General features: G+C 57.6%; 19 protein-coding genes. 10 read left to right on the top strand and 9 right to left on the bottom strand.

The features are described from left to right. Positions 1–39: 39 nt before the first annotated feature. Genes TSA66_RS14100 through TSA66_RS14090 form a run of 3 tightly spaced genes read right to left on the bottom strand, consistent with a single transcriptional unit; the run spans position 40 to position 4,437 of the window. On the bottom strand, positions 40–1,347 hold the full coding sequence (locus TSA66_RS14100) for an ABC transporter ATP-binding protein (RefSeq protein ID WP_040038593.1): 1,308 nt from the start codon (positions 1,345–1,347) through the stop codon (positions 40–42). Positions 1,348–1,357: 10 nt separating this feature from the next. Further along, the gene (locus TSA66_RS14095; protein WP_040038553.1) at positions 1,358–3,091 is read right to left on the bottom strand and encodes an ABC transporter permease; all 1,734 of its coding nucleotides are present in this window, start codon (positions 3,089–3,091) and stop codon (positions 1,358–1,360) included. A 17-nt stretch (positions 3,092–3,108) separates the two neighbouring features. After that, positions 3,109–4,437 carry a carbohydrate porin gene (locus tag TSA66_RS14090; protein WP_052451965.1) on the bottom strand — a complete coding sequence of 443 codons (1,329 nt, stop codon included), beginning with the start codon at positions 4,435–4,437 and terminating at the stop codon, positions 3,109–3,111. An 880-nt stretch (positions 4,438–5,317) separates the two neighbouring features. Here TSA66_RS14090 and TSA66_RS14085 point away from each other — a divergent pair. The 3 genes from TSA66_RS14085 to TSA66_RS27335 all read left to right on the top strand — a co-directional run bounded on the left by TSA66_RS14085 (position 5,318) and on the right by TSA66_RS27335 (position 7,161). Continuing rightward, entirely contained in the window at positions 5,318–5,929 is a 612-nt protein-coding gene (locus TSA66_RS14085) for a DUF4337 domain-containing protein (RefSeq protein ID WP_040038554.1), read from the top strand. Between the two features lie 286 nt (positions 5,930–6,215). Next, positions 6,216–6,413, top strand: coding sequence for a hypothetical protein (locus tag TSA66_RS25635; RefSeq protein ID WP_052451966.1), 198 nt, complete (start codon positions 6,216–6,218; stop codon positions 6,411–6,413). After that, complete coding sequence (locus tag TSA66_RS27335; RefSeq protein ID WP_052451967.1) at positions 6,391–7,161, top strand: hypothetical protein; 771 nt, start codon at positions 6,391–6,393, stop codon at positions 7,159–7,161. Before TSA66_RS25635 ends, TSA66_RS27335 begins: the two co-directional genes overlap by 23 nt. 152 nt (positions 7,162–7,313) lie before the next feature. Here TSA66_RS27335 and TSA66_RS14075 read toward each other — a convergent pair whose 3' ends face one another. Both TSA66_RS14075 and TSA66_RS14070 read right to left on the bottom strand, forming a co-directional pair. Beyond that, positions 7,314–7,601, bottom strand: coding sequence for a PsiF family protein (locus TSA66_RS14075; protein ID WP_040038555.1), 288 nt, complete (start codon positions 7,599–7,601; stop codon positions 7,314–7,316). Between the two features lie 48 nt (positions 7,602–7,649). Continuing rightward, positions 7,650–7,913, bottom strand: coding sequence for a hypothetical protein (locus tag TSA66_RS14070; RefSeq protein ID WP_408639465.1), 264 nt, complete (start codon positions 7,911–7,913; stop codon positions 7,650–7,652). Between the two features lie 284 nt (positions 7,914–8,197). Between TSA66_RS14070 and TSA66_RS14065 the strand changes: the two genes are divergently transcribed. Genes TSA66_RS14065 through TSA66_RS14055 form a run of 3 tightly spaced genes read left to right on the top strand, consistent with a single transcriptional unit; the run spans position 8,198 to position 9,807 of the window. Continuing rightward, on the top strand, positions 8,198–9,019 hold the full coding sequence (locus TSA66_RS14065) for a DNA/RNA non-specific endonuclease (protein ID WP_040038557.1): 822 nt from the start codon (positions 8,198–8,200) through the stop codon (positions 9,017–9,019). A gap of 2 nt (positions 9,020–9,021) precedes the next feature. Further along, complete coding sequence (locus TSA66_RS14060) at positions 9,022–9,273, top strand: hypothetical protein (protein WP_052451977.1); 252 nt, start codon at positions 9,022–9,024, stop codon at positions 9,271–9,273. A gap of 15 nt (positions 9,274–9,288) precedes the next feature. Next, the gene (locus TSA66_RS14055) at positions 9,289–9,807 is read left to right on the top strand and encodes a chlororespiratory reduction 6 domain-containing protein (protein WP_084199139.1); all 519 of its coding nucleotides are present in this window, start codon (positions 9,289–9,291) and stop codon (positions 9,805–9,807) included. A 602-nt stretch (positions 9,808–10,409) separates the two neighbouring features. On the opposite strand, the gene TSA66_RS14045 is transcribed toward TSA66_RS14055, so the two are convergent. From TSA66_RS14045 to mgtA, 3 genes are all read right to left on the bottom strand, one after another. After that, positions 10,410–11,048: a hypothetical protein gene (locus tag TSA66_RS14045; RefSeq protein WP_157691536.1), complete on the bottom strand. Its 639-nt coding sequence runs from the start codon at positions 11,046–11,048 to the stop codon at positions 10,410–10,412. Next, positions 11,008–11,499 (bottom strand): poly-beta-hydroxybutyrate polymerase N-terminal domain-containing protein, encoded by a 492-nt coding sequence (locus tag TSA66_RS14040; protein WP_040038562.1) that lies wholly within the window; start codon positions 11,497–11,499, stop codon positions 11,008–11,010. The genes TSA66_RS14045 and TSA66_RS14040 overlap by 41 nt, the downstream gene beginning before the upstream one ends. A 111-nt stretch (positions 11,500–11,610) precedes the next feature. Next, positions 11,611–14,193, bottom strand: coding sequence for a magnesium-translocating P-type ATPase (gene mgtA, locus TSA66_RS14035; protein WP_052451968.1), 2,583 nt, complete (start codon positions 14,191–14,193; stop codon positions 11,611–11,613). A 165-nt stretch (positions 14,194–14,358) separates the two neighbouring features. Here mgtA and TSA66_RS14030 point away from each other — a divergent pair, with 165 nt between their 5' ends. The 3 genes from TSA66_RS14030 (at position 14,359) to TSA66_RS14020 (ending at position 17,598) form a co-directional block, all read left to right on the top strand. After that, entirely contained in the window at positions 14,359–15,831 is a 1,473-nt protein-coding gene (locus tag TSA66_RS14030) for a phospholipase D-like domain-containing protein (protein WP_084199141.1), read from the top strand. 146 nt (positions 15,832–15,977) lie between these two features. Continuing rightward, positions 15,978–16,787 carry an ATP-binding cassette domain-containing protein gene (locus TSA66_RS14025; protein ID WP_040038597.1) on the top strand — a complete coding sequence of 270 codons (810 nt, stop codon included), beginning with the start codon at positions 15,978–15,980 and terminating at the stop codon, positions 16,785–16,787. Further along, on the top strand, positions 16,744–17,598 hold the full coding sequence (locus tag TSA66_RS14020; protein ID WP_232429365.1) for an ABC transporter permease: 855 nt from the start codon (positions 16,744–16,746) through the stop codon (positions 17,596–17,598). The genes TSA66_RS14025 and TSA66_RS14020 overlap by 44 nt, the downstream gene beginning before the upstream one ends. 273 nt (positions 17,599–17,871) lie before the next feature. Here the strand turns inward: TSA66_RS14020 and TSA66_RS14015 are convergent, their stop codons facing one another. Next, positions 17,872–20,067: a heavy metal translocating P-type ATPase gene (locus TSA66_RS14015; RefSeq protein ID WP_232429366.1), complete on the bottom strand. Its 2,196-nt coding sequence runs from the start codon at positions 20,065–20,067 to the stop codon at positions 17,872–17,874. Positions 20,068–20,515: 448 nt separating this feature from the next. Here TSA66_RS14015 and TSA66_RS14010 point away from each other — a divergent pair, with 448 nt between their 5' ends. Further along, the gene (locus TSA66_RS14010; RefSeq protein ID WP_040038563.1) at positions 20,516–20,878 is read left to right on the top strand and encodes a hypothetical protein; all 363 of its coding nucleotides are present in this window, start codon (positions 20,516–20,518) and stop codon (positions 20,876–20,878) included. The last annotated feature ends 54 nt before the right edge of the window (positions 20,879–20,932 follow it).

The raw sequence follows: 20,932 nt of genomic DNA, 5'->3' as shown, positions 1-20,932 counted from the left end.
GTTTCATCTGCCATCGACAGTGTGCGCCGCGGTCGACGCCTATTCCTCCGCTTGGTCAGGAAGCTTCAGCCGACCGGTATGAAAGTCGTATTCGTAGGCTTCGCCGTAGCGCCCCCATTCAATGGCAATTTCGAGTACACGCTTGGCTTCATCGGCTTTTAAAAATTCTTCCAACAACTCCAGAAATTGCTTCTCCGGCAATGCGCCGCTCGGTTCTGCTTCCAGTTGCTGCCGGATATGTGAAGCCAGCGGGACGTGCGTCAGCAATTGCTGGCCAAAGATTTCCTGCCTGAGTGTGTGCTCAGCCTCCGCATAGCGCACACCAAGCGGCGTGAGTGTAATGTCTCCCTTTTCGACTTGCGCCAATCCAAGCATACCAAGTGCTTCATAAGTGGGAAACAACTCTTCATCCTGCAGCTCCGATTCCTCCGCGAGGTGTGGAAGGTCGGCCCGGCCGTTAAAAGGCGTATTGGCCAGCAGGTCGAGCACGCCTTCAATACGAGTGACATCGGTATCGGGCAAGCGATAGCCGGGATGCGTAATGGGTGGCGAGGTGCCAGTAACAGGCTCTTGCACCGGGCGCATCGTCATCAGTCCGTACACTTCATCGATGAGGCTGCGAACTTCCGGTGAATCAACATTGCGTGGCCGTTCAAGCCCAATGGTGATTTCATTGCGTATGCGCCCCGGGTCGCTTGCCAGGATGATGATCCGGTCCGCCATCATCACCGCTTCCTCGATATTGTGAGATACAACCAGGAGGCCCTTGGTCGGAATCCGGTTGCTGTCCCATAGGTCGAGAATATCGCTGCGTAGCGTTTCGCCAGTCAGCACATCCAGAGCCGAGAAGGCTTCGTCCATCAGCAGGACGTCCGGGTCGGTGACCAGCGCTCGGGCGATACCGACGCGCTGCCGCATCCCGCCTGACAGCTCCCTGGGCAGCGCGCCGCCAAAACCGGCCAGACCGATTAGTTCGAGCATGGCGTCCGCGCGCTTGGCGCGCTCTTCCGGCGCAATGCCCTGTGCTTCAAGACCCAGCGCGACATTTTGCTGCACCGTCAGCCATGGGAATAGCGCAAATGACTGGAATACCATCGTAATGCCGGATGCCGGGCCCTGAATCCGTTGTCCACGATAGGTGACTTTTCCAGCATCGGCGGGAATCAATCCCGCAATAATACGCAGCAAGGTCGACTTGCCCGATCCTGACTTTCCGAGCAAAGCGACAATTTCGCCTTCGGCCAGGGAGAAGTTTACGTCGTCCAGTACTTTGCGCGGCGCGCCGTCCGCGCTGCGGAAGGACTTGGCAACGCCATTCAATTCAACCAATGCACTCTTGTTGTTCATCTTGCCTGCCTCAATGGCTACGGTCTTCGGCAAGCAGGTACAGCTTGCGCCAGAAGAATCGGTTCAACAACATCACAAACACGCACATCACACCAATGCCCAGTGCGATCCGGTGGAAATCACCGGCGTCGGTCATTTGCTTGATATAGCTTCCCAGTCCGTCGGCAACGAGAGAAGTTTTGCCCCAGGTTACGTATTCGGCGACGATGCTGGCGTTCCAGGAACCGCCGCTGGCGGTGATGGCGCCGGTGATGAAACTCGGAAATACCGCAGGCAAGTACACCCGTTTCCACTTGAGCCAGCCTTTCAGTCCCAGGTTGTCGGCTGCCAATCGCAATTCATTGGGCAGCGTCGATGCACCGGCCACCACATTGAACAGGATGTACCATTGAGTGCCGAACACCATCAGCGGGCTGAGCCAGATGTTGGGGTTCAGCCGATAGGTCACCAGCACATAGACCACGAGCGGAAACATCAGGTTGACCGGAAATGCCGCCAGAAATTGGGCGACGGCCTGCACTTTTTGCGAGTATTGCGGGCGCAAGCCGATCCAGACCGCGATGGGAACCCATACAGCAGAAGCCAGCGCAATCAGCAACAGTACACGGACCAGCGTAATGAAACCGAGACCAATGACATGGGCGGCCTCGCCCCAGCCAACGTCGCTGTGTACAAAGACCACAAAGCGCCAGGCCGCGAATACAGCGACAGCCAGAATCAGCGCGTCCCAAGCCCTGGACCACAAGATATTTCGGGGTTGCGATTCGCGTTGCTTGATGGGGCTGTCCTGACGGCGGCTGAACCAGCCAAGCGTGCGGCCCAGCATGGTCCAGAAGCGATCGGTCACCGCGCGTAGCCACACGCTGCGCCGGCCCCAGTCGAGCAGCCAGGACTGTTGCGCAGTGTCGCCCTGTGACTCCTCGAAACGGAACTTGTCTGCCCATGCGAGCAAGGGCCGGAAGAACAATTGGTCGTACAGGAGGATTCCAGACAACATAGCCCCGATCGCCCAAGCAATGGCGGCGCCACTTTTGCCGTCGATAGCGACGGCAATGTAAGCACCGATACCCGGCAGCTTGATGTCCTGATTGGCAACCGAAATCGCCTCTGCCGCCACGAGGAAGAACCAACCGCCGGACATCGACATCATCATGTTCCACAGCAGTCCGGGCATTGCAAAAGGAAGCTCCAGTCGCCAGAAGCGCTGCCAGGCGGATAGCCGGAATACACATGCTGCTTCATTCAACTCCGGTGGAATCGTCTTGATTGATTGGTACAGACTGAACGCCATGTTCCACGCCTGTGAGGTAAAAATGGCAAAAATCGCCGCGCATTCGACCCCGAGGAGATTGCCGGGGAACAGCGCAATAAATGGTGCTATTGCAATCGCCTGAAAGCCGAGAATCGGGACCGACTGCAGAACGTCGAGCAATGGAATCAAAACCTTTTCGGCCGTACGGTATTTTGCTGCAAGAGCTGCAAACACAAACGTAAACAGCAGCGCGAATCCCAGCGCCGTAAACATGCGCAGCATGGTCCGCAGCAGGTAATAAGGCAGATACAGCGGGTCGAGGGAAATTGGCGTCGGCTGACCTACCGTAAAGGGCCGGCTCATCTGCATAGCACCGAAAGCCAGGGCGGCCAGCACAGCAAGCACCAGCGGCAACAGCGCCCAATCCCAACGGTTGGGCGTTGTCGTCAGGAAGGACCGGCCAGTTCGTCCGGGAGTGAAGAGCTCGAACATGAAGTCGTCTCGTTTTCTTAATATTGGGCATGCAGGCGGATCGAGCCGACATTCACGGGGCCGCGCTCGGCGTTATAGGCTGGATTCACGATGTGTTGCGCATCCAGCGACAAGGTGACGGCTTTGGCCAACTTGAAGCTGTAATAAGCCTCAGTTATTGATTCTGGCCGGTAATTCAACCTGCCATCACCAATAAACGCACCGACGCCACCCGCCGCCAGATAATCCCGGTGCGCCTGCGATAGCCCGTTGCGGACCCACGCAATTCCTAACGTGTCGTCGGCTCGATTCCAAGCACCTCCTCTGACAGCGGCACCGACCGAGAACGAACGCTCGATTTCCGTAAAAGCGTATGTCTCTGAAGCGCCGTCGTTCCAGCTCGCCCGTGCAAAGACGCCGATATCGGAAGTCAAGCCTTGCTCTGCGCTAAAGCCAAATCCAATCTTGCTCCGCTCCGTGCGGACACGCGCGACATCCGGCACGCCGCCATTATTCGGAGCCTCCGCTAAGGCATCTCGGAAGCCCCCCATAGTGGCACGATTGCGGAAGACCAGTACACGTGCCTTGCCCGGTTGGTCGCCCCAGACATGCCCATGCTCAACTTCAACCTGGTCACCATAATGGGTGAAAATCCGTTTATCCAGAGCCAGGCCGTTGGATTCAGCGGGCTGCATGAAGCGCCCGGCGCGAATCGCCCAATCATCGTCAAAATATTCGATGACCGCCCCCCAGGTATAGCCACGCGCATCGGCGGCAAAATCATAGGCACCGTGCGCGAGCAACGCCCAGTTCATAAATTGGGTCCTCGCATCATGTGCATAAGCGCTATTGTCAAAAATGTCGGTGACCGAGAGATTGCCAGCGGTAACGACGATGCGCCGCTTGTCTAGCAGGCCTGCCATCTGGTTGAAATCCGATTCGACGGCTTCCTTTTCTCCTCCCAGGTTCCAGGTTTGGCGCAGAAAGAGTCGTGCGCGGTACAACGTGGGGTTCGGGCCGCTGGTCTTCTGCTGCTCGCCATTGGTCATGCCGCCCAGGCCACGCAGGTTCGACAGCGGCACGCCCTGGACCGCCTCCGGGTCGAAATAGAGCTCGCCGCCGGTCCAGGGCCTAAACCCGAGGGCCGCCGTGGCGCTGAAGGAATAACCCTTTTCGCGCTCGGGGCGTAGGCTGAACTCGCCAGTATACGGAGCGGAAAACGGGGCTTTTGCCTCCCAGATGTACGTTGTCTGGAAGTGCGCGCTCCAGGCCGCTTCCTGGATATCGTCCCCATAGGACAGCAGTGGCAAACCCGCGAGGGCTGCCAACCAGAGAGCGCTTGCGGTATTGGCCTTCGGTTGAAACATGGGTACCTCCGTCAGAGTGAACGGGTGTGCCTTTCATTTGCGCTTGCCAATGCCATCGATCCCGCAAAAGCAGGATCACTGTCCTGCTGCAACTGCCCTTAGCAAGACAATACGGGGAACGCTATCACGACCACCGGAAATGAGAACGGCGCCCCTGACATTAATGAATTGCTTGTTGGAATTCAGACTATCCGGAACAGGCCGGAATCGGGATACCATCATCAGCCTACGGCGCAATGACGGCAGGAGGATGGAAACCTGCGTTATCTTGCCGAGGCGGAACCGGACAAAATCCGGCAACAACTATCACTCGAACAAGTGCCCATTAAAGGGACTCCATATAGATGAAAACAGGCGGATTCTAAAAGGGCAGACTTTATTGCGTCAAGAAAAATATCAATCAATCTATTGCATCGTCCGAATAACAAGCGACAAAGGAATTGTTCTTGATGCCGCAGTCCAAACGATGCGCTTTCAGATCGGGGGCGGGAGCACTCATTGAGCAGATACGATCTGGGTCGTTCACTGGAGGAGCCTATATTTCCAAGACATCCACCGATCGCACGCATGGCGTTATTTTCTGGAAAATGAATCACCGACTAAGGGGCGATCGACACATAGGCTCGTTCCAGTGCATGTACGCTGTGTATCGCCTGAAACGATCTCTCGGAGTTGATTACCGCATGTCCTCAAAAAAGGACTCCAGGCACTTTCACGCAGCTAGCCGACGGTGATTATCATCACCAACGTGGCAGCTTACGTCGCCGGACGGGCTGCAGCCGAACACTGGACTACACATGCCGGCGTAAAAATGTTGCCAGCGTGACGCCACATGTGTTCTTCAGTATGATTCCTGCGTCACATCGTATCGGGAAGAGAAATGGATGTCGATCCACTGGAAGCTGTTGCACAAGCGAATGAGCGCAGCGTCGCGCAAGCCGCCGAAGACCGAGCCACCTCGAAGCTAAACACGCTGGTAGCGATCACGGTCGCTATTCTTGCGACTTTCATGGGGGTGTGTAAGGTAAAGGATGACAATATCGTGCAATCCATGCAGCAGGCCCAGGCAAACAAGATCGATCATTGGGCGTTCTATCAGGCGCGCAATATACGCGAGGAAATTGCGAAAGCAACCTTGGTGCAATTGCAGCTTGGTGCCGCCAGTGCGCCGGACAGGTCGCGATACGACGAGTCAATCGCTTATTACCAGAAGCTGGTCGATGAACAGAGTCGCAAGAAGGAAGAATTGAAGAAGTTGGCTGATCAGGATCAGAAGGCATACGACGACGCAAACTTCCGTGATGATCAGTTCGACCTGTCCGATGCGTTGTTAGCGATTTCCATATCGCTATTGGCCGTAACATCGCTCACACGTAAGCGTTGGTTGTTTGTCGTTGCGATGGTGCCGACAGGCTTCGGAATATTGATGGGCTTGGCCGGCTTATTAGGCTGGACAATTCATCCGGCGGCCCTGATTCGGCTATTGTCTTAGCGATTGTTTGTTAAAAGGGGCGTCAGCCTTGCTCGACGTCACGACAAGCGGTATGGCTGCCATAGCGGCACGTTGTCCTGATCCGCCGGCACCTGGTCCGCTCAAAGAGCAGGCAGTGCACTTCGTGTCGTATTGCATTCCCGCTTCGGGCCGACTGACTGTCAGCCCCGGTCATTTTGGAGACCAAACATGCGCGGGGCTATGCGTAATCGTGGCATGCCTGGCCATCGCAGCGGGGTTGCGAGACAGCGTCAATTACGGAAATTGGTTGCTTCCGGTAGCGAGGATGATTTGCGCGAATCGCTGTCGCCGATCGGTTGTCGACCCGACGGCTGGCAGGAGCGGCAACTGCACCGCTTCGTGTTCAATTGCGCTGGCGCTGCAGCAGGAACGCCGTGCTCTGGGCGACAGCAAGTTCGGCTACGCCGGCCTGTACAAGCGGCTGACGCAATGGCGCCAAAGTGCGCACGGCCTGGCTATCTGAAGCGCCGGTGCACCCGCTGCAGCAGGCGCTCGCTGACCTGGAACACGCGTATACCAATTTCTTTGCGCAGCGCGCTGCATTTACCCGCTTCAAGAAGAAGGGCCGCCACGACAGCTTGCGCTATTCCGACCTGCAGCAGATCCACCTCGATCAGCGCACCGGCCGCCTGTTCCTGCCCAAGCTCGGCTGGCTGCGAGTGCGCTTCAGCCGGGGTGTGCTGGGCACGGTGAAGAACTTCACCGTGTGCCACTCTGCCGGATATCGCACCAGACCGAGGGCGAGGTCAACCACTCCGTTCCCAGGATCGGTGCGGCCGGTATCGACGTGGGCATTGCCCGCTTCGCCACGCTGTTGGCAGGCATGTCCTACGCGCCGGCCAACAGCGTCCGGCACCGTGCAGCAGGCGATGAGCCACAAACAGAAATTCAGCCGCAACTGGAAGAAGGCAAAGGTGCGCGTGCAGCGCCTGCATGCCCACATCGCCGACGTGCGCCGCACCTGCCCGTGCTGCGACCACCGGTCGGCCCACAATTGGACCACGCAGGCGCGGTTTGTATGTACCGCCTGCGGGCATGCAAACAACGCGATATGGTCGGCACAAAAAAAGACGAAAAAAAACCCGCTGACCTTGCGGCAGCGGGTTCAATCCAAGTCAGGGAGGGTTGGAGGAGACAGAGAAAATAATACTTATATGCAAGCGAAATGTCCGATTCAGTTAACGAATAACAGATATTTTCATTGCGAATAAGAGGGTGGTAAGAAAAAATCTTGTGACGCCTGTGGCGTGCGGACTCGTGGCTCTCGTCTTCCCCTGGCTTGAATTTTTGTGCTAGCCGTAAAGTTTACTTCCTTCAGACAAGGAAGGGAAAGACCCCCAGCTTTATCGCGGGTGCCAGCTCCTTATGCCTTCTTCAGGCATGCGCTCATGAATTTCTTGCGCTCGTCGCCTTTCTTATCTTTGGCTTCGGCGTTGCACGTCTTCATCTTGTCTTGTTGCGCCTTCTGCGCGTCGCTGACCTTTGGCTTGGCGCTTAGGCATTCCTTCATGAAGGCTTGGCGCTCGCCCCCCTTTTTGTCGCCGGCTTCCTTGTTGCAGGTGGTCATCTTGTTTTGCTGTGCGGTCGCGGCATGGGCAGCGTTCAACAGGAACGGCGACGCCAGTATCAATGCGGCAAACAGTTTTTTCACGGTATCTTCCTTGAAAAGATTGAAAATTCTGGTTCAGGAGCAGGACGATTACTTGCCGATCTGCTTGCTGACCGCATTTTCTTGCTGGTTCAGCACGCGTTGTTCGGCGCGGGTGATATGACCGTGGTTCTGCGCTGCCATATCGCGCTCTTCCTGGCGAATCTGGCGATCTTCCTTGCGCAGTGCCTGTGCTTGCTGTTTCGTGATCTCGCCTTCCTTGCGTTCTTGTGTAATCCGGCGATTCTGTCGCTCTAAGCGGTCATTCACTTGGTCACGGCGCGGATGATTTTTTTCCCACTTGGTTTCAGCCATCGCACTGCCAGCGCTGGCGGCAAATGCGGCGATCAGCACGGAGGCGAGAGCGGCTTTTTGCTTGGAGGTCAACATGATGGTCCCTTTCAGTCGGTATATTGGTTGCATGGTGCTGCCCCTCCTTAACGAGGCCCAGCATTGTCTGGACGACAGGAAGTATGTGGATTTTGTAACAAACTGTGTCTGACAGCAATCATTCGATAAGTAGCCCCGGCTCGCAGTCCCGGCTCGCATAGAATGACACGATTGCGTGTCATCCAGCTTCTGCTGAAACCGTGACCTCGATGAAATTCCGATTAGTGCTTGGCATCGCTGTGCTCCTGCTGGCGACCTCCGGCTGCACGACAAAGCCGACCTCCTGTGCAGACCATTTCCTGGACGGGCAGGCCCCTGTCATTACCAGCCCCAATCTGGCAAAGAAAACCACGATGCTGTGCTTCGAGGGGTACGCTGTCACATACAGTGGTGTGTCACGTACGCCGTTATGGTCGGCCGAACATCTGACCGAGAAGCGGGTGGATGAAGCGGGGCGGCTGAAGCGCAAGAATGCATTTCACATGGAAGAGCAATTGCCGCCGGCGGATCGCTCGGAGCTGGCGGATTATGTGCGTTCCGGTTTTGACCGCGGCCACATGGCGCCGAACGGCGATATGCCGACCGAGAATGCGCAGTACGAAAGCTTTTCGCTGGTAAACATCATCCCGCAGAATCCGAAGAACAATCAAATCCTGTGGGAAGGCATTGAAGAGGCCACCCGCGAGCTGGCACGCGAAGACAAGGAACTGTACGTGGTGACAGGGCCGATCTTCGAGGGCAATGACCTGGCGCGCATCAATGGCCGGGTGCTGGTGCCGACTTCCGTCTACAAGGCGATCTATGATCCGGCGCAAAAACAGGCAGGTGCTTATGTGACGCCGAATGCGGAAGGCATGGAATATCAGACGATGTCGATTGCAGACCTGGAGCAACGTATCCACATCACGGTCTTCCCGAAACTGGCGCCGGAAGTCAAGGCGATGAAAATGCCCATGCCGGTGCCCACGCCGCATGGCCGGCGCAGCGCAAAGAGCAAACCCGTCGAAGTCGATCCCCCTGAAAGGCAATGATCATGGCATCCATCAAACCGTTTCAGAACGAGGAAGAGGCACTCGCCATCGGCGACCTCAATATCGAAAACCGCTTGGACCGGGTATCGGTCTACGGCTCGGTCGAATTCACGAAGGACAAGGCCGGCTTGGCGCAGGCGAGGGCATTGAAGGAGGTCGTCGATGCCGTCGTGGCCGCGCTGGAAAAGGAAAAATCCTTGCCCGAGCATGTGCAGGTGAAGCCGACCGAGAAGGTCAAGAACCCGTTCGGCTGAGAAAAGAGTGACGGCATGAGTATGCGCAATCTGTACGGTGGCTTGGTCGGCACCAAGGTCGTCGTGATTACCATTCAACGGGAGGATATCGAACGTCGTGATCTCGAACAGGCACTGGCATCCCTGAACCGACTGATCGACTCGCGGGAAGCACTGGAGGCCAGCAATGGCACGATTTCGCTCATGGTGAGCGGCTACGACAACGATCCGCGAGAACTCCACCTGATTCCCGAGGTACGCGCCTTTTTTCAGGAGCTCGACGAGCAATTCCCGTTCTGGTTTCATGTCTGCACGCGCATCGAGCATTCACTGCGCATGATCTTTGCCATGCTGGCCGACTTGGAACCTGTTGCGCTTGATGACCCGCCCGGCGCAATCGGGTATCAATTTTCGAACGACGATCTGAACGATTTCGTCGGGCAGCGCATGATTGCGATGCGCGCTTTGCATGCAACGCACAAATTCGACGTGGATGAAAGTGAGCGGATTGCGGATTTGGTCATCAGCTATTTTTCCAATGTCGCTGGCGCGTGAGTAGCCAGCAGAACTTCAGCGCTTCATTGGGAAAATTTTCCTACAACGTGGGAAGTGACGCCTCCCAAAAGGGGGCCACGTCAGCGGTAATGGTTATGTCTGCATTCCAAACTGCATATGCCAACGTGAGCACCTATGCTGGCTGTTCAGTATATTCCACTGCAGAAGGGGGAACACCAACTTCAATTGATTTTGCGACACTCGACGACGGCGCACTTATACAGAACCTACCCAGTCAAGTTCAGTTCCCGCTACCGACTTTGCGAGGAGTCACGTTTTACGACGCTTCTGTTACCACAGCATGTTCTTGCTGAATTACCCAGCGCCTGTAATTCAGGTCGACCTGCCAAACGGCACAGCGTCGGTGGGCACCGATGTCGGTCCGCTTTATGCAGTCCCAAGCCAGTTCAAGATGACCTTGTCAACAGGTGAGGCGATTACCGCGAAGACGATGTCCGGCGTCGAAATCACCGGTTTGGATGCGCGACGCACGCTCGGATGTAAATAGGCCTTGGTAACCTCTCTAGGCATGAACCCAGCGTGCTGCCATCCCCCTGCGAAAACACGGTTCATGCAACCACGTCGAGCAGGAGCGGTGCCAATCAGGCACTCGCATCCAGAAGGCTGCCGATGGACACGCTGTGTTGGACGTTCAGGGCCACGGTTTTCAGGAAGGACTGCAATGATGCCTCGCTCGGGTTGCCGCCACTCGAGGTAATCAGCTGATTGAACGATTGCTTCAGATTCCCGAGCCCGGGCGCTGCTTCCGTGCCAGGCAGCTCGTCGCTATTGCTGTTGCTGTCGAGTTGGGAAATTAGCTTCTGGATCGCCGTCTGCAGCTTGATTGTCGGGCTTGACTGGTTTAACGCGACCGACGCGCCAGCCTGCGCCGACGTATATGCGGACAGGGCAGGCAAGGAATTTGCCGATGAGCTACTCAATGAGGCGGGCATCGGTAGCGCCGCAAGCAGGCTTCCCATGAAGTCGGAGCTGGCTTGCTGGGAATCCTGGGGCAGGAGACTGGTTAAGTCTGCGCCCGCATTCACCTGGGCCAGCGCCTGTTGAATGGCGGCGGAAAGCGAACTATTGTTGACCGCATCCGTTGCCGACGCCATGGTCTGGTTTGCGCTCGTCGTGCTTCCCATATCAGAAAGGATGGACGTTGTCTTTTGAGACGATTGGGACGATGTGGTCAAGTTGCTATTTAACCAAGTAGCTATCCCGATAGATGATGTTGACATGCTCCTCTCCCTTTGCATGAGCGAAACCTAATCGTACCAGATAGATATCGGCGGGATATTGGATAACTGGTTCAATGGAAAAATCCGATGAGCGCCGCACCGTCGCCATTCCATCGTTTGCCCATCCTGGATGAACGCACGCCCATCGATCCGGCAATTCCTCTGCGCGAGGCAACTGTGCGAATGTCGCCAGTTCGTACAGCCACTGCAGCACATATCGGGCAAAGCGCATGTTCTTGAACACTGTCTTGCGCACGAGTTGCTGATGCTTGCCAGGTGCGGCAGCAAGATGCGTGGCCCAGTCTCCAAAGTCGGATGCCAGCGCAAGGGGAAAGACGCCGAGCGTGAGGCGCGCCAGGTTCGCATTGGGTGGGCTGGTCCAGGTTTTCCAGAAATTCGGATGCGAGACGGGAGCGGTCTCCGATGCGCTACCGCGCGATGAGGCGTTCATGAGGTCGTTGCTGCGGATCCGACGATTTCGTGGTAATGATTTCTCACAAAATCAGTTACTGCGTCAGATAGTGTGTCTCGACAGGCGCCGGGTGGATGACTTCGCAGCAGATCAGGCAATGCGATCGGGATCGCCAGGCTGCACGATCGGCTTTGCCGTCGAATACCAGCGATAGAAGCCCTGTTTGGCTACTTCGACAACAAAGAGATAGAGCAGCACCATGCCCCCGAGGAGGAAATAGAACCGGGCGGGCGGGGGCTCCAATCCGAAATACCTTCCCATCGGTGTGAACGGCAACACCACCGCAATGCCCACGACCGTCAGCGAGGTTGCCGCCAGCCACGGATGGGCTCGGCTTTTCAGCGGATTGCCGCGGGTACGGATGATAAAGATCACCAGCACCTGTGTGCACAGCGATTCAACGAACCAGCCGGTATGAAACAATTTCTCGCCGGCCTGAAGCACCGTCAGCAGGATGTAGAAGGTCAGGAAATCGAATAGCGAACTGATCGGCCCGATCACGAGCATGAAGTTGCGGATGAAGTGCAAGTCGAGCACGCGCGGGTGGCTGGTTTCCCCCGCATCGACCTTGTCCAGCGGAATCGGTACCTCCGATATGTCGTAGAGAATGTTGTTGAGCAGGATCTGTGTCGGCAACATCGGCAAGAATGGCAAAAACAGCGATGCGCCGGCCATGCTGAACATGTTTCCGAAGTTGGAACTGGTTCCCATCATGATGTATTTCATGATGTTGCCAAAGGTACGTCTCCCTTCCAGAACGCCAGCGTGAAGCACATGCAAGTCCTGCTTGAGGAGAATCATGTCTGCCGCTTCCTTGGCTACGTCAACGGCCGAATCGACCGACAGGCCGACGTCGGCGGCGTGCAGCGACGGTGCGTCGTTGATGCCGTCGCCCAGATAACCCACCACATGGCCGCGTGCCTTGAGCGCCAGGATCACCCGATTTTTTTCCGCCGGATTGATTCGGCAGAACAGGTTGGCCGTCTCTACCCGCGCGCGCAGGGCGTGATCATCCATCCGCGCGATCTCCTTGCCAGTCAGAATCCCCACGACCGGAATCTGCAATTGGGTACAGACATGGCGTGTGACCAGGTCGCTATCGCCCGTGACGATCTTGATCGCGACGCCGGCGTGCTTGAGCGCCTGAAGCGCGGAGGCAGCGCTCTCCTTGGGTGGGTCGAGGAAGGCAGCAAACCCGGCCAGCACCAGCGCTGCTTCGTCGCTCACGACAGCATGCGGATGGTCCAGCGGCACTTGGCGCCAGGCGATGCCCAGCACGCGTAGACCTTGTTCTTCCAGCGCATGGTACTGATCATGAATGTTGACCAGCGCCGTTTCATCGATGGGCTGCTGGCGCGCCGCACCTTCCATTTCGTAATGGGTACAGAGCCCCACGATTTCATCGGGTGCGCCCTTCACCACCAGCCAACGCGTTTCGCCATTGTCGATCAGTACGGAGACGCGGCGCCGTTCGAAATCAAACGGCACCTCGTCGATCTTTCTCCAGTGGCCGATTTCAATATGCTGGTGCCTGAGGATGGCGTCATCGAGCGGGCTTTTCAGGCCGGTTTCAAAATAACTGTTGAAATAGGCCAGTTCCAGCACCCGCCCGCTGGGCCGGCCATTCGCGTCTACATGCCGCTCCATCTGGATGCTCGCCTCGGTCAAGGTGCCGGTCTTGTCCGTGCACAGGATATCCATCGAGCCCAAGTCCTGGATAGCAGTCATGCGTTTGACGATCATATGCTGCTTTGCTATGCGCAGCGCGCCGCGCGCCAACGTGACCGAGACGATCATGGGCAACAATTCCGGCGTCAGGCCGACGGCAAGGGCCACCGCGAACAGGAAGGACTCCAGCCAAGGCTTGTGAAACAAGGTGTTCACCAGCAGAACGAACATCACCATCAAGATCGTCAGTCGCATGATCAGCATGCCGAAACGGCGGGTACCGAGCTCGAACGATGTTGGCGGCGACTGGCGGGAGATGCTGTCGGCGATTGCTCCAATTGCGGTGGTGGTCCCAGTCTTGACCACTAGTATGCGGGCGCTGCCGCTGATGACCGATGTCCCCATGAACACCGCGTTGGTCGCTTCCTCCAGCTCCGTGGCCGTTTCCGGAAGCGCGCCCGGACGTTTTTCCACTGGGTAGGACTCTCCGGTCAGCAGCGCCTGCTTGACGAAGAAGTCATGCGCGTCAAGCACGAACCCGTCGGCCGGAATCAAATCTCCGGCCGATAGCAGCGCGACGTCACCAGGTACGATCTGGGTCACGGCAATGTCCGATGGCTTGCCATCGCGTATGACCGTGGCCCGTACGGAAACCGTTTGACGCAATTTCTCTGCCGCCGCGTTGGCACGGTACTCCTGGACGAAATCCAGCGTAACGCTGAGCAAAACGATGCTACTGATAATGAGGAAGTTGGTGACCTCCCCGGTTGCTGCCGAAACTGCACTGGCGGCGAGGAGAATAAGGACGAGAGGATTCTTGAACCGGGTGAGATACTGCAGCAGGAGCGGTTTGTCTTTCCGTTCGCGGAACAGATTGGGGCCGTATTGGGTGAGCCGGGCTGCGGCCTGCGCCTCCGACAGGCCGCTCGCCTCGACCGCACGCTGCGTCGTTTCTACTGACGACGGCGCAAGCCACCACGGTACCGGCGTCTGGTCTATCGGCATCTCACGGCTCCCGGTGGGTTCGGCTCGCAAAGGCCGGGTAAGGAGCATGCAGCACCATGTCACTCACTGTGCCGCAGAACCCGGTTCAATGCTGTTCTGCATGGTGTGCAAATTGCAATTGCCGGCTTAGAATGGTCATTCTATGGGCCGCGACATGCGGTCGCAATGACAGGGCGGGATGAGACGAGAAGAAAATGCAATTGGCTGATCCATGTCAACCGGCGAGCCGTTCGCGTGGCAAGTAATATTGGCCCGGATATTCGCTGGATCGTCTCGCTGTCGGCACTGGCGCATGGCGCTTTCGTGTTCAGTGGATTGCTGCTTTACGTGCTGGTGACCCGGATCGGCCGTCAGCGCCGGCATCCCTCTGCGGCATTTGCCTGGGTTCTGACCATTGCCGTCATTCCCTATATCGGCATTCCACTATTTTTGCTGTTTGGCGCGCGTAAATTGGTGCGCCCGCATCGCCCCGATCATCCTTCGTTTCCTCTCGATGCCGATCAAGCGGGGCCGGTATGGGCGACCAGACTGCTCGCAGTATTGGCTGCGCCGCCGCAGACGCATAATCAGATGGTCCGCTTTCATGAAGATGGTCTTGCATCACAGCGCGCGGTATTGACGTTGATTGAGCAGGCACGGCAACGCATTGACCTGTGCACCTTTATTCTTGGCGACGACGCGCTCGGCAACGCTTTGGTCGCGGCGATGGTGAAAAGTGCTCAGGGTGGTGTGCGCATCCGCGTATTGCTTGACAGGATTGGCGGGCTGCGGTGCGCGCGGTCGCAGCTACGCGCGATGCGCGACGTCGGTATTGATGTTCGCTGGTTCATGCCGTTGCTGCACACGCCTCTACATGCACACATTAACCTGCGCAATCACCGCAAGCTAGTGGTCTGCGACGGGGAGTCCCTGTGGAGCGGCGGGCGCAACTTTGCTTCCGAATATTTCACAGGCAGTCAAGGGCATTCCGCGTGGCTGGATTTGAGTTTTGTCGTCACGGGGCCGCTTGCCTCGCAAGCGGCGTTGCTGTTCGAGTGCGACTGGCGTGCGGCCGCAGGCAATGCACATTCCATATCATTTGGCAGACCGCCTGCTGCGACAGGAAGCCTCGCGCAACTTGTGCCGAGCGGGCCAGATTATGCGGACGACACTGTGTATGCATTATTGCTGACGGCGGCGTATCAGGCTCAACAGAAAATTGTAGCCGTTACCCCTTACTTTGTGCCGGACGAGGCGCTCCTTGGCGCGTGGTGCATGGCGTGTCGCCGCGGTGTGCGCGTCATACTGCTGATACCCGTGCGATCGAATCACCGGCTGGCGGATTGGGCTCGGGAGCGGGCATTGCGCGATCTGTGCCTCGCAGGCGCCGAAGTGTATTTGTTTCCCGCCATGTTGCACGCAAAGGCGGTCATCATCGACGACGATCTTGCGCTATGCGGGTCAGCCAATCTGGATGGGCGCAGCCTGTTTCTGAACTTTGAATTGATGACGGCATTTTATGGCCGAACGGAAATTCAGTGGCTTACCGCTTGGGCGATGCGGTACGTGCAACAATCTGATCGTTATGAAGCACAGGAGCCATCCTGGTGGCGCGACCTGATAGAAGGCATTGTGCGCGTGGTCGGCTTTCAACTCTGAGCGCCGGATGAGGAGATTCGATACGGCGTGTCGAGGTGATATGGATCAAGAGCCATCTAAGTGCTTCGACTAGAGTGGCCATCAGTGCGCCTTGTGTTGGGAATACAACGAGGATGCCATGTCCTTTCAAGATCGGGGCCTCGGAAATGCCGTTCATCTTGACCACGCAATCGTTGACGCGCCGCTTTGGCGACATCGTGGCCGTTGATGGTGCGACATTCTCGATTGCCGCGGGCGAGACGTTCGGCCTTCTCGGACGTAACGCCGCAGGCAAGAGCACGCTGATCAAGATGCTGACGACGCTGCTGCCTCCGACGTCGGGCAGTGCAACGGTATCAGGATTCGACATTGTGCGCGAGGCTGCACAGGTTCGCCGTGTCATCGGCTACGTTCCGCAAGCGCTGTCCGCCGATGGCGAACTTACCGGCTATGAGAATCTGGATGTGTTCGCGCGGCTCTACGACATCCCGCGCAGTGCCCGCAAAGCGCGTATCGGCGAAGGGCTCGCCTTCATGGACTTGAGCGACGCTGCCGATCGGCTGGTGAGCACGTATTCCGGCGGCATGATACGTCGTTTGGAAATCGCGCAATCGATGCTGCACCGGCCGCGACTTTTGTTTCTGGACGAACCGACGGTCGGCCTTGATCCGGTGGCGCGTGACGCTGTATGGCAGCATATCCAGAGGTTGCGCGCCGAATATGGCATGACGATTTTTCTGACCACGCATTATATGGACGAAGCCGCGCGCCTCTGTACGCGGGTCGCTATCATGCAGCATGGCGCGATCGTTGTTGCTGGATCGATCGACGAATTGCGCGCGTCCCTGCATCAACCGGAGGGTAAGAAAATTACGCTTGATGACGTATTCGCGCACTACACCGAAGATCATCTCGAAGCCCAGGGAGACTATCGTGACACCGCCGACACCCGGCGCACCGCCCAGCGGCTCGGCTAAGCCGCGGGCACGCGATGCGCGGTCGGGCTGGCTTTCGGCGCTCGTGCGCTATGGCGCGAAAGTGTACGCGATCGCCGAAATGGAAACGCGCAAGCTGCGCCACGACCCGACTGAATTACTGACACGCGCGATACAGCCGATGCTGTGGTTGCTCGTGTTCGGCCAAGTTTTTGCGCGCAGTCACGCCATTCCAACCGGTAATCTCAATTACGTTGATTTTTTGGCACCCGGCGTGCTCGCGCAGAGTGTGTTGTTCGTTGCGATCTTCTATGGCATCTCGATCATCTGGGAGCGCGATCTGGGCATCGTGCACAAGTTTCTCGTCAGCCCTGTGCCGCGCACCGCGCTCGTGCTTGGCAAGGCGATTTCCGCCGGCGTACGGGCTCTCTCGCAAGCAGTGATCGTCTACCTGCTCGCGCTGGCACTCGGCGTCAAGATGCAATGGCAGCTTGCGCCGATGCTCGGCGTGATCGCGCTGGTGCTGCTGGGCGCCGCATTGTTCTCCACGTTTTCCTTGATCATTGCTTGCATCGTCAAGACCCGTGAACGCTTCATGGGCATTGGCCAAGTATTGACGATGCCGCTCTTTTTTGCGAGCAACGCCATTTATCCAACGGCGATCATGCCGGACTGGCTGCGATGGGTCGCCCACGGAAATCCGCTGACCTATGAAGTCGACGGTTTGCGCGCGTTGATGCTGGCTGGCGGCACCAGTCCGCTCGGACTCCCGGCCGATTTTACCGTTCTCACAGTGGCGCTCATGGTCCTCGTGATGATGGCAGGCTGGATCTATTCACGCATCGCAACGTAAAGCCTGCCTGACCTGCGATTCCGTTCGGTCCGGCTGCGCGCCAACCTATCGATTTTGGATGGTAAGGCCAAGCACTGTCAGTCCGACTGTTTCGTGAAGCCGACGAACAAAATCGCGACCGGGGTCGTAAATCCGCTGTTCGGATCCTTCCGGGCCGAAAATGACTGCAGTCAGCACAAGTATCGCGGTAATCCAGGGCAAGGCCGGTGCCGTTAGATTAGCGCCTGCAGTTGGGCGGCGGGTCATGGTTTTTCCATTCAAATGCCGGTTTGCTCACGAGGACAAGCCGTGATAAATCTCTTCTTCCTGCGCGAAATGCAGTCGCAGAATGGCATCGAGCGCATACAAGGTTCGGCGCATTTCCTGCATGGACGCTTTGTCGCGCTTCTCGCTAGGCATCTTCGTGGCGAGCCGATCGACGGTGCGACTCAGGCGGTAAATTTCCCGGTGCGTGCTGCTCATGGATGCCATCGGATCCTGGCCGCCGATCAAACGCGCGACGCGCGGATAAAGCGTGGCATCGTCCGTCGATTCGTGCGGCAAGATCTGGTCTTGAAGTGACGTGCTCAAGGAAGCCAGTTCTTCCCTGATCGTCGAAGCCGGTAACTCATCAGCCCGATCTGCCAGCCATCTCAGGCGGTCAATAACGGGCAACAGGCGAGCATGCTCTTCTTGCAGTTTGCTGACATCGTCCGCCGAAAGACGTTCTGCCGCTTTTTCTTTCTCCAGGCGAAGAACACGAAGTGCATTCAGGATGACAGTGACGTCGATCACCTCTTGAAAGATGGCTCCGGCCACGGGCGGTAAATAGCCGAAGGCGGCGACCAGCATCGCGAACATCGAAAGCCCCATGCCTGCCGCGACGCATTGCAAGGCGATGGTCCGGGTCTGCTGCGCAATACGAACTGCAAATGCCAGTCGATCCAGGCGATCGACCAACAACACGACTTGTGCAGACTCGGCCGCCGCAGCCGCACCTCGTGCACCCATGGCGACGCCGATGTCGGCGGCGGCCAGTGCCGGCGCATCGTTGATTCCGTCACCGACCATCATCGTCACGCTGTTCCTGCGTGCATCTGCAATTGCGGCAAGTTTCGAAGCAGGCGTCTGCTCCGCCATGACGGTATCTACACCCAAGGAATTGCCAATGGTGGCGGCCACGTCACGCCGATCTCCGGTGAGCATGATGATGCGTTCTACGCCGGATGCCCGCATCAGCCGCATGGCACGCGGTGTGTCCAAGCGGATTTCGTCTGCCATGTGAAGCACACCGCAGAACCGCCCATCAATGGCGACATAGACGCCTGCGGTGCCTTCGTATCCAACGCGCTCGCCCAGGCCCATCGACCACGATGGCATCGCCGCGCTGCCCAAAACGTATTCGATTCCGCCGACACGGACCTCTATGCCGTCTACTCGACCGGACAGTCCGGCACCGGGCTGCTCGGACGCATGCTCAGGAATGGATAGCGCCAGTCCGCGTCCGATCGCGGCGCAGACCACAGCTTGCGCGATGGCATGGTTGGACATTTGTTCCAGCGATGCCGCCAACCTGAGCACCTCTTCATGCGGCACCGTCGGTGCGGTGGCCATGGCAGTCAGGCGAGCCCTGCCAACGGTGAGCGTACCGGTCTTGTCGAGGAACAAGGTCTTGACCTGTGCCATTTTTTCGAGTGCGCCGCCGTGTTTGATTAACACCCCACGTTGTGCGCAGCGGGACATGGCACAGACAATCGCAACCGGCACCGCCAAAATCAAAGGGCAGGGCGTGGCGACCACGACGACGGCCAAAGCGCGATTCGGATCACCGGACAACAGCCAGGACAAGCCTGCGACCCCTAAAGCCAGCGGGACAAATAGCAGCGCATAGCGATCAGCCAGTCGCGCTGCAGGCGCTTTTGAATGTTGCGCGGCGTGGACAAGACGAATGATGTTGGAAAATGTGCTGTCTTGGGAAGTGTTGGTGGCCAGCAAATCGAATGCATCCCCGGCATTGATGCTGCCGCTGGCTATTGCATTTCCCGCAGAATATGACACCGGCAAAGATTCGCCGGTCAGGCTCGATCGATCCACGACGGCCGCAGCAAGAAGCGTCCCGTCAACCGGCACCGTTTCCCCGGATCGCACAAGGATGCGATCGCCGGGGCGAACAGCTGTCATCGGCACCTGAGCGATGACGCTGCCGTCATATCGATTGGCAAATTGAGGTGCTTTTGCCAATAATGCGGACATTTCTTCCTGCGCGCGTCTTTCCGCAAGTCCTTCCAGCGCACGGCCCCCGGCAAACATCAATGTGATCACGGATGCTGTTAGATATTCCTGCAACGTGATCGCGCCGGCGATTGACACCAAGGCGATGAGGTCAAGCCCAAATTTCCTTTGCCATATCGCGACCACGGTATCGATCAGCACCGACAGGAGAACGAGGCTGGCACCGCCGCACCACATCCAATCGGCAATGTCTTCCATCCCCTGTAGATGCAAGACGCTACCGGCAGCCAAGGTAATGGCGCATACGGTCACTTGCAGCAGATTAAGTCGATTTCCAGACATCATGGAGGCGTCCCATGGCGCTGCTGATGAAACCGGTTTCGGAAAGGCGGAATGATGGTCGTGATGCCTGATAAGCATGCTAGGAGCGGGTACGTTCCATATGCATGATCCAAGTCAAATGGTTTTGGATACGTTTGTTCCAAGACGCCGCGGCGGGTGTGGCGCAGTCACGGCGTAGCGGCATCAGATCGGAAACATACTCTTTCCAGCGGCATGCATGGTCCAATGTGCCGTTACGCCCAAGTTGTCCTGACGGAGATGTTTATGCGCACGACCAATGAATAGCTTGGCCATCGGGCCGGCATTGTCGTACGATGTTGGCGCAGTTGGTGCAACGGCCCATCGCGTCGCGTAGGCTGAAGCCTTGGCCGATGTCCTACTGACGCAGTGGCGCGCAAGCAGGCTGACGCTGATAAGCAATACCGTGCTGCGGGCATTCGCGCAGGTTGCATATGTGCTTCAGGCGCTGGCAAATGAAGCGACGCTGCTCGAGGCGCAACGCAAGGCCTTGGATGCGGCGCAATCGACACGGGACCTCACGCAGCAAAGTTACCAGGCAGAGCAGACCTGCTTCCCGCAAGTCATCGAGGCGCAGCGCCTCGATCAGCAGGCCAGGCTCGGCGATGCGCGCGCCAAGGCTCAGCGCTACCTAGACACGCTGCAACTGTTCGCCGTCGTCCTGGGCGACGCGCAAGCCGAGGCAGCTCCGCCAGGCACTGCGCCGTGATGCGTTGCCGTCGCACGCGCCAATATCACGTCATCAAAAAAAAGCAAGCATGTG

Origin of the sequence: Noviherbaspirillum autotrophicum (assembly GCF_000818395.1) — a bacterium.
Taxonomy (GTDB): Bacteria; Pseudomonadota; Gammaproteobacteria; order Burkholderiales; family Burkholderiaceae_D; genus Noviherbaspirillum; species Noviherbaspirillum autotrophicum.
The sequence above is the reverse complement of the archived record's forward strand: the minus strand, read 5'-3'. Positions and strand labels throughout refer to the sequence as shown.

Coding starts and splice junctions, on each gene's coding strand:
- TSA66_RS14100 (WP_040038593.1), bottom strand. CDS start 1,347: ATGAACAACAAGAGTGCATTGGTTGAATTGAATGGCGTTGCCAAGTCC.
- TSA66_RS14095 (WP_040038553.1), bottom strand. CDS start 3,091: ATGTTCGAGCTCTTCACTCCCGGACGAACTGGCCGGTCCTTCCTGACG.
- TSA66_RS14090 (WP_052451965.1), bottom strand. CDS start 4,437: ATGTTTCAACCGAAGGCCAATACCGCAAGCGCTCTCTGGTTGGCAGCC.
- TSA66_RS14085 (WP_040038554.1), top strand. CDS start 5,318: ATGGATGTCGATCCACTGGAAGCTGTTGCACAAGCGAATGAGCGCAGC.
- TSA66_RS25635 (WP_052451966.1), top strand. CDS start 6,216: ATGATTTGCGCGAATCGCTGTCGCCGATCGGTTGTCGACCCGACGGCT.
- TSA66_RS14070 (WP_408639465.1), bottom strand. CDS start 7,913: ATGGCTGAAACCAAGTGGGAAAAAAATCATCCGCGCCGTGACCAAGTG.
- TSA66_RS14065 (WP_040038557.1), top strand. CDS start 8,198: ATGAAATTCCGATTAGTGCTTGGCATCGCTGTGCTCCTGCTGGCGACC.
- TSA66_RS14060 (WP_052451977.1), top strand. CDS start 9,022: ATGGCATCCATCAAACCGTTTCAGAACGAGGAAGAGGCACTCGCCATC.
- TSA66_RS14055 (WP_084199139.1), top strand. CDS start 9,289: ATGAGTATGCGCAATCTGTACGGTGGCTTGGTCGGCACCAAGGTCGTC.
- TSA66_RS14045 (WP_157691536.1), bottom strand. CDS start 11,048: ATGTCAACATCATCTATCGGGATAGCTACTTGGTTAAATAGCAACTTG.
- TSA66_RS14040 (WP_040038562.1), bottom strand. CDS start 11,499: ATGAACGCCTCATCGCGCGGTAGCGCATCGGAGACCGCTCCCGTCTCG.
- mgtA (WP_052451968.1), bottom strand. CDS start 14,193: ATGCCGATAGACCAGACGCCGGTACCGTGGTGGCTTGCGCCGTCGTCA.
- TSA66_RS14030 (WP_084199141.1), top strand. CDS start 14,359: ATGACAGGGCGGGATGAGACGAGAAGAAAATGCAATTGGCTGATCCAT.
- TSA66_RS14025 (WP_040038597.1), top strand. CDS start 15,978: ATGCCGTTCATCTTGACCACGCAATCGTTGACGCGCCGCTTTGGCGAC.
- TSA66_RS14015 (WP_232429366.1), bottom strand. CDS start 20,067: ATGGAAGACATTGCCGATTGGATGTGGTGCGGCGGTGCCAGCCTCGTT.